This is a genomic window from Paenibacillus amylolyticus, assembly GCF_003719335.1.
Lineage (GTDB): Bacteria > Bacillota > Bacilli > Paenibacillales > Paenibacillaceae > Paenibacillus > Paenibacillus amylolyticus_D.
In genome coordinates, this window is record NZ_RIAS01000012.1 from 53,141 (window position 1) to 68,883 (window position 15,743).

Sequence of the window (15,743 nt, forward strand, 5' to 3'; positions counted from 1 at the left end):
GTCAGGTTTCATTTAAAAATGTTTGTGCACGAACATGAAAGAAGTGTTAACAATCTTCGTACTTCTTCACATCCCTACGCAGATACCTCTTCTCGGCATGTAATTTCGCAGTTTTCCTGATTTCATGTAGAATAGAGATATCCGTTAAAATAAAGGTATCCGTGTGATTTATTTTGCGGAAGGTTGTGTATCAATCTGGTATTATAGGAGGTTTCACCCATGAATATCGTTTCCATTGAACCAACACCAAGTCCAAATACGATGATGTTACATCTCGACGAACGTCTGGAAGACGGGATTCGCAGAACCTATACACTCGACAACGAACGTTCAGCCCCGGCGTTTATTCGCCAGATGCTCCACATTCCAGGCGTGAAAAGTGTATTCCACACCACCGACTTCGTCGCACTGGATCGTAAAGGCAATGCAGACTGGTCTGTTATTCTTGGTGAAGTACAGAGCCGTCTGGGTCAGGAAAGTGTGAATCTGGACTGGATCGAGTCGGAAGATGCCACAGGTGAACACTTTGGGGAGGCACAAGTTTTTGTTCAGTTTTTCCGCGGAGTGCCGATGCAGATTCGAGTCAAAGCCGGAACGAAAGAAGAGCGAATTTCACTATCAGACCGTTTTGTTAAAGCCGTTACAGAAGTAGCCAGCGCTACGTTGATTAAAGAACGTAAACTGAGTGATTACGGCGTACGGTATGGTGAGCTTCCGGATATTGCACGTGAAGTTGAACAGGAACTGGAAGCGGCCTACCCGCCGGAACGATTGGAGCAGGTCATTCAGCAAGCTATTGCGCATGGTACAAATACGGAAGAATTCGTTGAGCATCGGCGTGCGCTGGTTGGAACGGAACTGGAAGAAGCGCTTCGGAGCGAAGACTGGAATGTACGCTATGCCGCACTGGATGGCATGGAGCCAACAGAAGAAAGACTGCCTCTGGTAGCTCAGGCGCTACGCGACAGCAAAATGCAAATTCGTCGCTTGGCCGTTGTCTATCTGGGGGATATTCGTACACCTGAAGCGATGGAACTTCTGTACGAAGCGCTTCGCGACAGTTCTCCCGCTGTACGGCGTACTGCCGGGGATACGTTGTCAGACATCGGTGACCCTGCTGCCACACCGGCCATGATCGAAACGTTAACGGACAAGAGCAAACTGGTGCGCTGGCGTGCGGCTCGTTTTCTGTATGAAGTCGGAACTGAAGAAGCGGAGCAGGCTTTACGTCTCGCCGCGGAAGATCCCGAATTTGAAGTGAGTTTACAGGCCAAAATGGCGCTAGAACGTATCGAATCTGGTGAACAGGCCGCCGGAACGGTGTGGCAGCAGATGGCAGGACGGAATAAAAAGCAGGATTAATCTGTTCTTCTACATGTTCTTTACCAAGCCATTAGAGCAAACTCCAACATTTGTTATTGCACTGTAAAACGATGAGCGGTATACTTGTTGTCTGTTTGATTAACAGGTTACACGCTGCTCGAAGCGTGATTTCTAATTTCATAAACAATAGATACACCTCATCCATTGCATGGTGAGGTAGAGGTCGCGGGTGCGATCAGTAAGCTGAAGAAGGCGTTAGGAGCCGCTGTTGAGATCAGCCGAAAGGTGTACCCGCCGAAGTTTACTGGACGTTCCTTTATCGGTCCGGTGAGCTGGGGCTGCAGCCGAAAGGTGCAGAACTGTCACAGCAAGTATTCGTATCTTTTTCTAAAAAAGGTATGACTTCTTCTGTGTTGAGCTATCTTAATCATCTGGGACATGGTGCGGATATAGATATCAAGACCGCTGGCTCATGCCTGTGGTCTTTTTTGGTTTATGGAGCTTATGATCTGCATTAGCAATACAAATGAAGGAGTGTTTTCATGCAAGACCGCAGCAACCAATCACACACAACAACAACTGGACCTACATTGAAAAAAGGATTGCGTGCACGTCACATGACCATGATTGCCCTCGGCGGCTCCATCGGTACGGGGCTGTTTCTGGCAAGTGGTACAGCCATCTCGACTGCCGGCCCTGGTGGTGCATTACTTGCCTACGCAGCTGTTGGAATCATGGTTTATTTCCTCATGACCAGCTTGGGAGAACTCGCAACCTTTATGCCGGACTCCGGTTCTTTTAATACGTATGCCGCTCGGTTCGTAGACCCCGCTCTCGGCTTCGCCATGGGCTGGAACTTCTGGTACAACTGGGCGGTAACGATTGCCGCGGAACTCGCTGCGGCTACCGTTCTGATTAAATATTGGTTTCCGGACAGCTCATCCATGCTATGGAGTCTGCTATTCCTGGTACTGATCTTTGCTCTAAATATCCTGTCCGTCAAAGGATACGGGGAATCGGAATATTGGTTTGCCATTATCAAAGTGGCCACCGTCATTATCTTCCTGAGTGTCGGCGTATTAATGATTTTTGGTATTCTGGGCGGTGAAGCTGTTGGCTTCAGCAACTTTACTGTCGGCGATGCACCATTCCACGGCGGCTTCTTCGCAGTCCTTGGCGTGTTTATGGCCGCGGGTTTCTCCTTCCAGGGAACGGAATTGATCGGTGTCGCCGCTGGTGAAAGCGAGAATCCACGCGAAAACGTGCCTCGTGCCATTCGCCAGGTCTTCTGGCGCATTCTGATCTTTTACATTTTGGCGATTACTGTAATCAGTTTAATTATTCCTTACACTCACCCGAATCTGCTCAAGGGTGATCTGGAGAACATCGGGGTCAGCCCGTTTACACTTGTCTTTGAAAAAGCAGGACTTGCGATTGCGGCTTCTGTCATGAATGCCGTCATCCTGACTTCCGTGCTCTCAGCCGGGAACTCCGGCATGTACGCTTCAAGCCGTGTGCTCTACGCTCTTGCTCGGGATGGCAAAGCTCCGCGTTTCCTTGGCAAGCTGAATAAACGAGGCATTCCGATGAATGCGCTGCTCGTCACAACCGCTGTTGGCATGCTTGCATTTCTGGCTTCTCTCTTCGGTGACGGCATTGTGTATACGTGGTTACTAAATGCATCCGGCATGTGTGGATTCATTACGTGGCTGGGTATTGCGATCAGTCATTACCGATTCCGGCGAGCTTATGTTGCACAAGGACGGGATTTAAGGGATTTGCCTTACCGTGCACGTTGGTTCCCGTTTGGGCCGATCTTTGCTTTTGTCCTTTGTATCATCGTGATTCTGGGACAGAACTATCAGGCATTCACAGGTGACCAGATCGACTGGAGTGGAGCCCTTGTTGCTTATCTGAGCGTGCCGCTATTCCTCATTCTATGGCTTGGTTACAAATGGATCAAAAAAACCAAGGTTGTTCCGCTGCAGGAATGTGACTTCACGCCTACCGAATCGTCGGGTATCAAAGAGTAGGGTCAGTCGCTAAGTGTAGTCGTCGTTGATTCAACCCTGCTTTTCGTTTAAACCTACGATAATGATTCATTAATCCCCTGTTCTACAGAGACTTTTTTTGTAGAACAGGGGAATTTATTTTTCAGTGCAATTCCCCTGAAAACTGAATATCAAAAAGAGCGCCCAGGTTACCGGGGCGCTCCAATCATTAGAAAGACACGTTGCTGTGCATATACTTGATCCGTTGTACGGGGGCTGAATCCTGAACCTGTCTGTCTATTACAAGGTCCAATTGATTTTGACACGCAGATCTGTTGTATCTTCCATCTTGGAGACAAAATAGGAGATGGACTTCATACCTAGCTGGTACAGATCCTGCAAATCTTCGATCAAACCGCTCTCCGTGCCCTTATATCTAAAAGTTAGCGAAGTTCCGCCCTCATTTAGCACACTCTGGACTTTGGTTTTGAGCACTGCCCGTTCCTTGACCGCATCCTGTTCATCGTACAGAGAGTACTCCAGTGCGTGGTACAGCTTTTGGTATACCTCCTGCTTGTTTCCGTCCGTCTTCGCCAGTTTAAGCAGCGCATCACGGTAAGGTGCATAGGCTGCAGGGTACTTGTTTTTGCCTGTCCAGACATGGTCACGCGCCATCTCTTTATCACTTAACAAGTAATAATTATGGCTCACAACGCCTTTGCGATCAGGTGTTGGATCATCCCATGTTGTATCGAGGTGATACCATTTTCCATCCAGCTTCACCAGATTCCAGGCATGGAGTTGTCCGCCTGCTTGACCTTCAACAATGCGATTTTCAATCCCTACCCGCTCCAGCATGCGATATGTGAGCAAGGAGTATCCTTGACATACAGTACTGCCTGTCGCAAGTCCGTCATAAGCCGTATATTTTTGTAATGAGGTATCATAAGCAAGGTTTAACACAATCCAATCATGAATAACTTTAACTTTCTCATGGCTCGTCATTCCAGGTTTAATGATTTCTTTGAGCACACTAGCTACTTTCCGATTCACATAATCGGTCTGCGCTTTCGTTTCCCGATACGAGAGGGTCACATCCACCTCGGCTGACGTATTGGAGCCTTTATAGTTAAACGCATAACTTTTCACTGTATATTGAATATAAGGATCACTCTTCATTGCTTCATCGATAGAGGTCTGCAACTGTTTCTTGAGGCCCTTCACATTCCCCTTATAGGTAAACACCACTTTCTCTGTACGCTGCGACATCGCATTCAACAGTGTCTGACGCAAATCCGTCGCTGTAGATAGTTCGGACGTACCTGACGCGGCATACAATTGATCAAGGTCAACCGTACGCGGCAACCAAGCCGCAACAAGACAGCCTGCCAGCAACAAGGTGATCACTCGTTTACCGTTCTTACCCATGAAAGGACCCCACCCTTCTTCGTAGCATTCTCATGCCCTATTGTATCATAAAAGGTCTTGCTTTCATTGTTCTATATAAGTTGAACTAAAAATTTTACACAGTCCACTCCAAGGACAGAATAACCTTCCCATCGCTGTTATCCCCAGATTTTTTGAATTCCCTTTTCCAAAGGGGAAAATCCGGTGATAAACGCGAGCGCTTCGCTTTTCCAGGTTTTTTCTGTCCACTTCGTTAGCGTGTAAAAGAATAATTCAACTTATATCTTTCCAATGTTAGTGTAATCAAGTGGAAAAGGGACCTTCTCGGAAGGCCCCTTGAACTTTAGTTGCAGTCATCATGTTTGCCGCTTCACTTCATCCTATGTTTTCCTGGAGCAGATTATGAGTGGCTTTGCCTGCGTATAGATTCGTACAAATGAATGCAGGTGAGCTCCGCCTGGAATTAATAAAGGCGGCTGCCTTTCATAAACGTGTCCGTTTTGCCCTGTAACTTGGCAAGTCGCTCAAGAACTTGAGATGCCTCGGCTACCGTTACTTTGCGCGCAGGCATAAATCTTCCCTCAATAGAAGGTAACAAGCCAAGCTTCAAGCTCAGAGAAACAGCACCCTTATTGTTGATCGCACTGGCGTCGGCAATGTTAGGCAAATCGGACGGCTGCATATAGAATCCGGCGAGCTTCTCATAACGTAGAATGCGCATCAGCAAGACTGCCAATTCCTCACGTGTCATTTCTTCCTCAGGTTTTAGCTGCTTCTCAGGGTCAGCTCCACCGATCCAGCGTTGATCTATGAGGACTTTCACCGCCTTGTAATACGGACTTTCTATGGTTAAATCAGCAAAAAGTTTTTCATTGCTATCGCTGTTATAGTACATGTCCATGTTCGGATTAATTGCTCTTGCCAGATAATTGAACCACTCTCCTCGGGTAACGACCCGATCCGGAAATACACGTCCCTGCTCATCGGCAAGCAACACCTTATGCTTGGTCATGTTACGCAAAGCTGATTCAGCAATATGACCCGCAATATCTGTCGGTTCGATCTGAGATGCCGCATGGTCTACACCGTACATGAAGAACCATTGACCTGTATTGGCATCGAGCAGTTCATTCAAATTGTATAGAGATTTCTTGCCGCTTACAGGTACGTAAGCCAAATTTACTCCTACAGGTACAGGTTCACTAGCACCCAAACCGAACCCACCGTAACGAGCATAATTCAACGTTAACGTATATTTCTTCAGATAGAGTTCCCTAGCTTTTTCGTAAGAGATTGCAGGTGTAATATCTGCCGGTAGTTGCTCAGAAGATGCCGCCAAGCGTGTATAGAATTCAGTAATATCCCCATTGTTCTTTACCTGCACCTGTGCCGTGTCATCCTGAACCCGAATCCCATTCAAATAACGCTGAAACACAAACGTACGAGCATCGTCTGCTTCTATCATTCTGGCCAGTTGATACTGCTCTTTTGCCTGTGGTACAGCGGCAATGATCGTATTCATCGCAAGTTTCTCGGCCTGTGTTGAAGTAACAGCCTTTTTATCCTTCTCTTGAGAAGGCTTTTCCTGCCCCATCTCTGGTCCAACCCGTTGCATCAAATTGTAGCTGTAGACCTGTCCGGTAACCGCATCGACCTGTGCCGAAATATCACGCATGAACATATAGGATATGTTTGCATTCCGATTGCTCCAGCTTAGACTCCATACCTGGCTGTTCGCATTGCCATAGTAACCTTTAGTTAATTGGCTGTGCTCGAGTTTGTAATCCTTGGGAATGTCAAAATTGGCTGCAACCCGCTCTACTGCCTGTTGCACATTTAGGCGCTGACCGCTCGCTGCGGCAAATGCCGGCCCATTGCCCGTTACTTTTTTATTTTGCTGTGAACTGCTCTTGTCCACGGCTTTTCCTGTCATCACGTCAATTCGGTCTAACGTGTTAGCGTTAATCGGCCCCATACTATCACCTTTTGGCAAATAACCAAGAACATATTTTTGCCCCTGTATGGAAGACAATTGTTCTTTGGAGATATATGCAAGCTCTACATCAAATCCATCTTCAAACACCTGTCTGGCCTGCTCTTCCGAGGCCTTCGGCTTGGAGGAGGGGTATTTTGCCGAGATAGTCGAACGTGAATACGATGTGGCCTGACCTCTCTCATCCACAGTTATGTAGACTGTCTCTGCATCCGACACAACACCATCATGTTTCAAGTTATAGACAAATTGATATTCATTGCGGCCAAATAACGCTTGCTGTTCCACAGGTGAAACCGTGTCTCCTAGCGGTACATACTGTCCATCCTTAAGTTCAGGAATCGCTTGATGTAGCAGTTCCAAAGCCGTTTTTTCGGCTTCTTCCTTGGTCAGTTGAACCTCTGATACGGATGACAACTGACTCTCTACAAACTCAGATGGCAGATGTACACTTAGGACTTCCCCTGTACCTGCATGCACACTTGCGCTGAATCCCATGGAATGATTGCCTTGTACAAACTGAAATCCGACATCCCATACTTTGTAATCCGGCGGTGGATAAGAATTGGATACATCGAAATTAGCGGATGAGATCGTCGCTTTTTTTAATAGCGGAAACAGCTTTAATATATTTTCAGCGGCTTGCCTGGATGAAATTTTTGCACCCTCCGGCACGTCATTGCTTGTTACGTCTAGTTGATCATTTTCCCCCGACACTGCTTCATTCACTGAGCCAGCTCCCGCCTGAGCAGCGGATGCGCTCCCCGTCAAACCTGGTACCTGTGTCGTAAACAGCAGAGTTGCCATTGCTGTTGCTGCGGCTTTGGCTGTGAACGTTTTAAGCCTTCCATTCATGTTCCAATCCCAACTCAAAATGGTTACCTCTCCCTTCGATTTCACGCAAGATGCATGATAAATACTCTCGCATGAATTTTGCCATTCTAATCTATGATACCATAAGCTTCCTTTTTAATCGCTGTTTTCCGGGTAATTTTACAATTGTGAATTTCTGTATAATAAAAAGACACAACAAAAAAAACGCCAATCGAGTTGGCGTTTTTCGCTATCAACCTGCGCTATGATGCAGATCTGTTGCGTCCTGATTAATTGTAGTTTCGTCATGCGCAGCTCTCTCTGGAGCGGAACGAACATGCATTTTCAGGAACGGTATGACCGTATCCCAGAAAGCCGGATCTTCCTCAGAGCAGCTGTGACCTTCACTGTTAACCCATAGATGCTCTACCGGCGGATCGGCTTTGGACATAAAATATTCCAGTTCACTCGGTGGAATAAAATTATCCCCTTTGGAGTGTACCATCAAAAATGGCAACTGCATGCTTCTTCGCCGCTCATTCAGCATCATTACTGCATCATTCTGCTGATACGTCTTTAAAGACTCACCTAACCGCCAAAACCAGATTCGGGGGATCAACTGTGCCAGCGGGAAAAGCGGCAGGCGCCGGCGTCTCAGTTCCGAACTGACGATCACCTGAAACTGGGATGGCATGGAGTCGGTGACCACGGCGGAAACTGGAATGCCTTCTGTAATTGCAAGAATCGTTCCCAGTCCGCCCAAGGAATGCCCCAACACTCCGATAGCTTCGGGGTCAATCTCGGACCGGCCTGATACATACGTCAACGCAGCCAGTAGATCGTCCCTAAACAGATAGGCTGATGCAGCACGAACAGGATCACTGGCTCCATGACTACGCACATCATACATAAACAGTGCATACCCGGCTTCCCAGATGGGGTGCGCATAGCGTAATACACGAGAGCGATTGGAACCCCAGCCATGTGCTATTATCACGAGCGGCCAAGGCTTAGGAACATCGGGTCTCGCTGGAATGAACCAACCTTGCACCTGTCCCCCTCCACTTTCAAAGGTAATATCCTCAAAAGGCATCGGCGGTGTCAACGTAATCGGAATTTTTTTGGGTGTCTGGCTTTTTACCGCTGCCTTCCATAAACCACCCGCAGTTACAGCGGCTACTGCCAACATACCGCCAATCATCGTTCTCGCTTTCACAAGGCCTCTCTCCTCTCTGGCTACTGACATATGCTTATCATACGATAACAGGATCAACTACACGTTAAATGATCTCCATTTTTGTTAGTAATCACGATTAACCATGTAAACTCTTTTTATATATACCCCATTACGCCTAATTTACTTATTTCTTCTTAAATTAAGCCCTCTACTCTAGTCCCTTTGCTCTTAACGTTACCTAAACGCTATCTACTGTCTGTTCTCGCAGTCGCTGCCTTCACAAATGCTCTTGCTCGCTCTGCAATCTGTGCGCTATCTCTCGAAGCTAGAGCTTCTTTTGGCAAAAGTGCACTTCCCAAGCCTACTGCGGCTGCACCTGCCTCATAATAGGCAGCGATATTCTCCAGCGTCGCGCCACCCGTTGCGAGCAGTGGAATGTGATCGAGAGGTGCCTTGATTTCACGCAGGTATGGAATACCCAGACTAGCCATAGGAAACAGCTTAACAGCCCGCGCTCCCGCTTCATATGCAGCTACAATCTCCGTTGGTGTCATCGCCCCAGGCCAAATCTCAACACCGTGTTCTACAGCATATTCAATAACAGACAGATCGACATTGGGGGATACCAAAAATTGTGCCCCTGCAGACACGGCTTCCTTCGCCATGCTCACATTGAGTACCGTGCCTGCGCCGACATAGGCTTGTCCTCCGTGACGTTCGCGCCAGTCAGCAATGATCTGATGCGCATTCGGTGTATTCAGCGTTACTTCCATTAAACGAATGCCACCGTCGGTCATGCCCTGACCAGCTGTCACCGCCTCTTCCCGGCTTATGCCGCGTACGATCGCGACCAGTCTGGATTCGAGTAATACTTCTGTCAGATCCATATCCATATCCATATTCATATCCATTCACTCCCCTTGCTTCGTTCAGATTCGGCAGCCAAAAACCCGTGAAGACAAGTCTTGGTGTTCACTGCTTTTCCGTTAAAAACTATTGTAATGCATATGCTCCATTGAACGAAATACATTAATCCATAATAGGGATCGTGGAAGTAGGGATTGTGGACAACATAACAATAAGTCTCCCTGCGGTGCCAGAACGACCAAGAGATAGAGGTATAGAGTATAAAGGCATCAAGGCATCAAGGCATCAAGACATCACGACCTCAGGCATCAGGCATCAGGCATCAGGCATCAGGCATCAGGCATTTCCATTTTGTCATTGCAATTATTAGCTCCGATTCGCGGTTTAGACATAACATCACATTTTCTAACGATCACCAGAAACCTTATTTAGCCTGATTCGCCACTACTTATTTTCTAACGATCACCAGAGAGCTTATTTACTCAGATTAGTGATGTTTTCGCCCCATTATGTGCATTCTTGCCGAAATAGCGTCTGTGGTGATCGTTAAAATTCTCATACCCTCAAAAACCTTGAAATAAGCTCTCCTGTGATCGTTAGAATAAAGTCGGAGCCAGTTACCCTGCCATGAATCCCACGAACTCATTGTAATATCCACTACGAGATACATCTAAAATGGCGCACATTTTCTCCAAAAAAACTCAGAGCGATGGTTTTCCACAAACTTATCTTTCGGAATATTGAGCTCTTCCGCGAGATCCCCTGCCAGTTTTCTCCCCCTGTGGGCCCGTCTCCTTAATTCTGGTTTTAAAAATAGACACAAAAAAACCTCTTCATCGCGAAGAGGTGGACTCTGTTAACCTTAGGATTCATTCTAGTTTTTTGAATAAGAGGAGCTACAAATGCAACAATTTCCTTGCATTACATGCATTATGGCAACTAACGTGCTGATCATATATCGCTATTAAAGCCCGTTAAGCTAAACTCTATGCATTCTCCAATACGCTTTCCTTCGCCAAATCCTTAAAATATCGATCATTGTACAACATACTTGGGTGAGTAGGATGATAAGCTAGGGCAATGTCGTTGTGCTCCTTCGCTTTCGCTCGGTTGCCCATCCGATCATAACATACACATAGTTGCAGATGCGGCATCCAAGTCCACGCTGCTTCATTCAGTACAACCATCGGATCACCTGGACGGATCGCCTGCACGGCCTGTTCATACCAGAATATAGCTTGGCGGTAGTCTTCTCTATCTGCAAAATATCCCCCCAGTCGGCAGCACACCTCTGCTCTCGGCAAATCATAGGCAAAGGAACGGAACAACGCAGCTGCTTCCCGTTCCGGGCGTTTCAGTACTGCCTCGCAATCCGCAATTTTCTGGCAGGCTGCAATCCGATCCTCGACCCATCCCAGTCCGGTGTCCAGAAATTTCTCATAGTAGGTTATGGCTTCTTCGTGATAAGCATGGTCTTTCAGTTCATTGCCAAAATAATAGAGGTCACGCGGTGAGAAGTCTTCACCAGCCTGTTCCCGTTTCCGATATATTCTTAGGTTTCGATCTGTATACACCTTATCTTTCTTATGCGTCACAGCCACATCACTATGCAGCAAATTACCTGCTACAGCCAAGTATTCATGCACTGCTCCAATCCAGCGAAACTGGCGATCCCGCCGCACCAGACGATTTCGCCGCAGACTATACGCGACCTTGCCCTCTGGAGTGAAGGAAAGGTTGTAATCCATCGTTACACTGTCCACTGCCGGATCAAGCGACTGTTTCAATGCAATCAGTTTGGCGCGATCCTCTGGTTCAAACACATCATCCGCATCCAGCCATAATATATATTCGCAGGAGGCCTGATCAAAGGCAAAGTTCCGTGCCGCAGCAAAATCATCCACCCACTCAAAATCGAAAATACAGTCGGTGTACTGAGCCGCAATTTGCCTTGTGCGATCCGTGGAACCTGTGTCCACGATGACGATCTCATCGGCAATTCCTTTTACGGAGTCCAGACATCTGGCAAGGGAGGTTTCTTCATTTTTCACAATCATACATAAGCTAATACGAATGCTCTCTTCGCCTCGTCTAATTCTGCGGTTATAGGCCGCTGCCCCCGGCAAGTCGGACAAACGATAGATATGATAGGCTGGGTAGTGAGTGTCCACAAACAGTTGAAACCCGTACGCCTGAGCACGAATGCAGAAATGACGATCCTCTCCCCAAAAAGAAACATTCGGGATACGATCAAAATTCACTCCCGCTTCAAGTACAGATCGCCGAATTAGAGTACAAGCACCTAATCCACCCACCTCATAACAACCCGGAATACGCAGCTGGTTTAGAAAGGTACTCGCCTGGGCGTCTTCATCCTGCGCTTCTATGCCCGCAAGAGCTGACCCTCCCCGACGATAGAGTGCATACTCATCCTGAAGCCATACTTGCGGCATTTCCTTTGTTCCCGGTTGCCAGCTGGTCCAAAAAATATTGGATACAATCTCATTTTGGCTCGATACCAATTGTTCCAGCGTACGCGGGTGCAGCACCAGATCGGAATCGATCAGAAACACACCATCATATTGATGCTCACGTGCGTACTGTAAAATGTTATTTTTCAGCCTGGCCACTCGCCATACCTGTTCGTTTCTCCAGTAGTGACCACCTTCATCTTTGTTGTAGTTCCCTGGATCGTCCGCGTCCCCACTCTCCGTACCATTCAAATCGCGAGCATGAATCATCTTACCGTTATGGCGAAGTACAAAATCATGCAGCATTTGCGAGGAGGCTGCTTCCTCATTATCATCTACAAACAAATAGTCTGTACGCACCGTCTTTCGCTCAAGTCTTTGCAGGGAATCCAAAAATTCATTCAGAATGGCCGCTGTCTGCCGTACAGGGCTGGCAATGAGGATACGCTCACGGGTACTTTGCGAGATATCCTCTTGCTCTTGCTCTTGCTTTTCCATTTTCTTGTCCTTTTCCTCTTCGCTTTGCTGTGGCTGTTGTTTTCCCTTCTGACTTGTCATTTGTTGGGGCTGTTCCACTTGCTTCTGTTCTTGTCCTTGTTCTTGTTCTTGTTCCGGGATTTGCTCTTGCTCCGGGGTTTGCTCTTGTTTGTGTACTCGCTCTTTTTCTTTTTCTTTTTCTTGTTTTATCCTTAACGTTTGCCCTGTCTCCTTCTCAGACTTGGATGGTATGGTATCCGCTGGCAGTTCATCTTGGATACTTTTGTTACTGCTTTTACGGTCTAGCGGTTCTTTCATCAATGAAGCTCACTCCCTTCCCCTTAATCAGACCATGGAATAAGCCGAGGCTCTGCATCCAATATCGATTCATATTGCTCTTTCCAGCCATACTGTGCTTCGGGGTCCAGTGTTTGGTATCTCTCATATTTGCGAACACGATCTTCTTCTCTTGCCCAGCCATAATGCTTCACTCGCGGGGTATGACAGGCATAGGGCAGATGCTGAATGCTCAACGGGAATCGTCCGCAATGCTGCGGTGTTTCCTTCCATTCATACACCATCCCGGGACGATACTTGATGAGAAAAGGCCGATAATACATATGTGCCTGCCAGTATGCATCCTCACGGTACGCAGTCTCACTCCACATATCATATAAACGGAAATAAATAGCTTCTTCCCATCCGCTTAAGATGTCATCCCGCAAAATCCCAAAATCCGGTGTTAAAACCTCGTCCGCATCCAGATTAAGAATCCACTCCGGGTTCGTTGAGAGGGTCTCCTCCCATTGTTGTTTTCGCAGAGTCACCTCATCGGAAAAACGCGAGACCGGATTCTGCACTAGTACAAGAGGAATACCTTGTAAAAGCTCTCTGCACATGGCGGCCGTCCCATCCGTACTTCCATCATCAATAATGACAGCCCGATCAATCCATGGACGATGTGTTACAAGTGCCTGCCTAAGATATCGCTTCTCCTCGTTGCATACAATCATGGATAAGGTGATATGTGGCCTTTGATTTACCAGTTGTTCCTTTCCCTGCCCATGATTCTGTTGCTCTTGCTCTTGCTCCTGTTCCTGTTCCTGCTCCTGTTGCTCCTGCTCTTCCAACCCCACACCCCCATGCTTCCGGTTCTTGTAGACGCAAACCCTCTATATCCAATCTATGCTAAGCTGGAATCCGGTTATGCAGGGCAAATGTGAGGTCCATAGAGTAAACAAAACAAAAAAGCACTCGCCTGCGCGAATGCTTCTCTAATGTTTCTTTTATCACAGCTTATGCTTTTATAGGCTTGTTCTGGAAATAGGATTGCTCCTGCTTCTCCATGGCGATTTAACGATATGCCGCCAAACGATCATTCAAGCCACGTGTCTGTCCGTACACCTCTTGATAAATGGCAAATAATCCGTCATAGACCGCTACCGTCTCCGGATTTGGTTCGTAGGACTTCGCTGGACGAATAAATGCCGCCGCACACTCTTGCAACGTCGGGAACCAGCCACTGCCATAAGCCGCCAGCATGGCTGCCCCCATCGCCGGACCTTGCTCACTCTCCAGCTTCACAATCGTTGCATTGAAAATGTCCGCTTGCATCTGCAGCCAAGCTTCGTTCTTCGCTCCGCCGCCAATGGAGATCACCTCATTGACCGTCTTGCCCGCACCACGCAAAATATCAATCGACTCACGTAACGAGAAGGTGATGCCTTCCATTACAGCACGTCCAAAATGCTCCAGCTTATGTCCGGCATCCATGCCGATAAAACTGCCTCGAATATTCGCATCAGGGTGAGGTGTGCGCTCCCCTACGATATATGGCGTGAACAGCAGACCGTTGCTTCCTGCCGGAATCTGGTCGATTCCCTGCAAAAGCACATCGAATGATTTGTCTGCTGCAAAGGTGTCTTTGAACCAGGAGAGACTGTATCCCGCCGCAAGCGTTACACCCATAATATAGAAGGCATCTTTCTCCCCGTGATTAAAAAAGTGCACTTTTCCTTCGAAATCGAGATCCTTACGTTCTTCGTACGAGAGAACGACCCCAGACGTACCGATGCTGCACATCGTCTGTCCTTCACTTAGTATGCCTGCGCCAATTGCACCGCAAGCATTATCGGCACCGCCAGCAAATACTTTAGTTACTGACGCCAAGCCTGTTTGCTCTGCAATCTCAGGCAATAAGGTGCCGACTTCGTCAAAAGATTCAACTAGGCGCGGGCAAAGTGACATCGGCAGATTAAATGCCGATGCGATCTCCGTGCTCCATTGTTTGCCTGCCACATCCAGCAGCAACGTACCCGCTGCATCGGAATAATCCATCGCGTAATCGCCAGTCAGGCGATAACGGACGTAGTCTTTTGGCAACAAGAACAAGGACGCTTGTTCCAGCAATTCAGGTTCATTTTCCTGCACCCACAAGATTTTAGGCAGCGTAAAACCTTCCAATGCACGGTTCCGGGCAATGCTGAGCAACTTGCTGTCAAGCACCTTCTCAATCCGGCGGCACTGTGCTGTCGTTCGGGTATCGTTCCACAGGATGGCATTGCGCAGTGGTTTACCTTCTGCATCCACCAGCACCAGCCCGTGCATCTGACCGGAGAAGCTTAATCCTTCAATCTCGGAAGGTTGCACGCCCGATACTTCCAATAGCTTGCGAAGCGATAAAATCGTCTGCTCCACCCAATCCTCTGGATTTTGTTCACTATATCCAGCTTTAGGCTGATACAACGGATAAGCCTCCGATGCTTCAAATGCCACTTTACCTTCTCGATTGACCAAAACGGTCTTGACTGCACTTGTTCCGAGATCGACGCCAATTACATAACTCATAAGTATACTCCTTTCGTTTATACAGGATTGAAACCTTAGTGGACATGGAAGGTCACTCCGTGTGCAGAAAGCCCTCCGATCTCCCTTACCCCCGGATTTCCTCACTTCCCCCTTTTCAAGGGTGAAATCCGGTTGTAAATGCGTAGCATATGCTTACGATGTCAGCTTTCCTCCTGAAAGCTTTCAGCTCCGTTTCTCCGGTTTCTTTCTCCCCACTCCGTTTCTGCATGCCCCTTGTAACGTTGCTTTCAAACGGTACAACCGTACTCGTTTGCGGCAAATTGGGCTTCAATGACAACAAACCGTCCCCGCCTTCCCAGAGGAAAGCGGGGACGGTTTGAATGTCACGCTTATTCAACGTCCAGGGTGCAACATAC

The 15,743-nt window shown here is 47.7% G+C and carries 10 protein-coding genes and 1 riboswitch; of the genes, 2 read left to right on the forward strand and 8 right to left on the reverse strand.

Translation table 11 applies throughout. From position 1 onward, the window contains the following. Positions 1-219 precede the first annotated feature (219 nt). Together EC604_RS20145 and EC604_RS20150 are read left to right on the forward strand one after the other, a co-directional pair. Positions 220-1,362: a virulence factor gene (locus EC604_RS20145; protein WP_123065869.1), complete on the forward strand. Its 1,143-nt coding sequence runs from the start codon at positions 220-222 to the stop codon at positions 1,360-1,362. Positions 1,363-1,532: 170 nt separating this feature from the next. Beyond that, a riboswitch (Lysine riboswitch) is annotated at positions 1,533-1,752 on the forward strand. A gap of 113 nt (positions 1,753-1,865) precedes the next feature. Continuing rightward, a complete protein-coding gene (locus EC604_RS20150) occupies positions 1,866-3,356 on the forward strand; it encodes an amino acid permease (protein WP_123065870.1) in 1,491 nt (496 codons plus the stop codon). Positions 3,357-3,614: 258 nt separating this feature from the next. Here EC604_RS20150 and EC604_RS20155 read toward each other — a convergent pair whose 3' ends face one another. The 8 genes from EC604_RS20155 to EC604_RS30295 form a co-directional block, all read right to left on the reverse strand. Continuing rightward, complete coding sequence (locus EC604_RS20155) at positions 3,615-4,742, reverse strand: transglutaminase domain-containing protein (protein ID WP_123065871.1); 1,128 nt, start codon at positions 4,740-4,742, stop codon at positions 3,615-3,617. A 442-nt stretch (positions 4,743-5,184) separates the two neighbouring features. Further along, positions 5,185-7,569 (reverse strand): YcdB/YcdC domain-containing protein, encoded by a 2,385-nt coding sequence (locus tag EC604_RS20160; protein WP_161556992.1) that lies wholly within the window; start codon positions 7,567-7,569, stop codon positions 5,185-5,187. A 211-nt stretch (positions 7,570-7,780) separates the two neighbouring features. Further along, positions 7,781-8,743 (reverse strand): alpha/beta hydrolase, encoded by a 963-nt coding sequence (locus EC604_RS20165; RefSeq protein WP_240037047.1) that lies wholly within the window; start codon positions 8,741-8,743, stop codon positions 7,781-7,783. A 206-nt stretch (positions 8,744-8,949) separates the two neighbouring features. Further along, on the reverse strand, positions 8,950-9,591 hold the full coding sequence (locus EC604_RS20170; protein WP_123065976.1) for a bifunctional 4-hydroxy-2-oxoglutarate aldolase/2-dehydro-3-deoxy-phosphogluconate aldolase: 642 nt from the start codon (positions 9,589-9,591) through the stop codon (positions 8,950-8,952). Positions 9,592-10,557: 966 nt separating this feature from the next. Further along, positions 10,558-12,837: a glycosyltransferase gene (locus EC604_RS30290; RefSeq protein WP_240037048.1), complete on the reverse strand. Its 2,280-nt coding sequence runs from the start codon at positions 12,835-12,837 to the stop codon at positions 10,558-10,560. A 23-nt stretch (positions 12,838-12,860) separates the two neighbouring features. After that, entirely contained in the window at positions 12,861-13,649 is a 789-nt protein-coding gene (locus EC604_RS20185) for a glycosyltransferase family 2 protein (protein ID WP_240037049.1), read from the reverse strand. A 223-nt stretch (positions 13,650-13,872) separates the two neighbouring features. After that, entirely contained in the window at positions 13,873-15,366 is a 1,494-nt protein-coding gene (xylB, locus tag EC604_RS20190) for a xylulokinase (protein ID WP_123065874.1), read from the reverse strand. Positions 15,367-15,481: 115 nt separating this feature from the next. Continuing rightward, entirely contained in the window at positions 15,482-15,724 is a 243-nt protein-coding gene (locus EC604_RS30295; RefSeq protein WP_205127941.1) for a hypothetical protein, read from the reverse strand. Positions 15,725-15,743 lie beyond the last annotated feature (19 nt).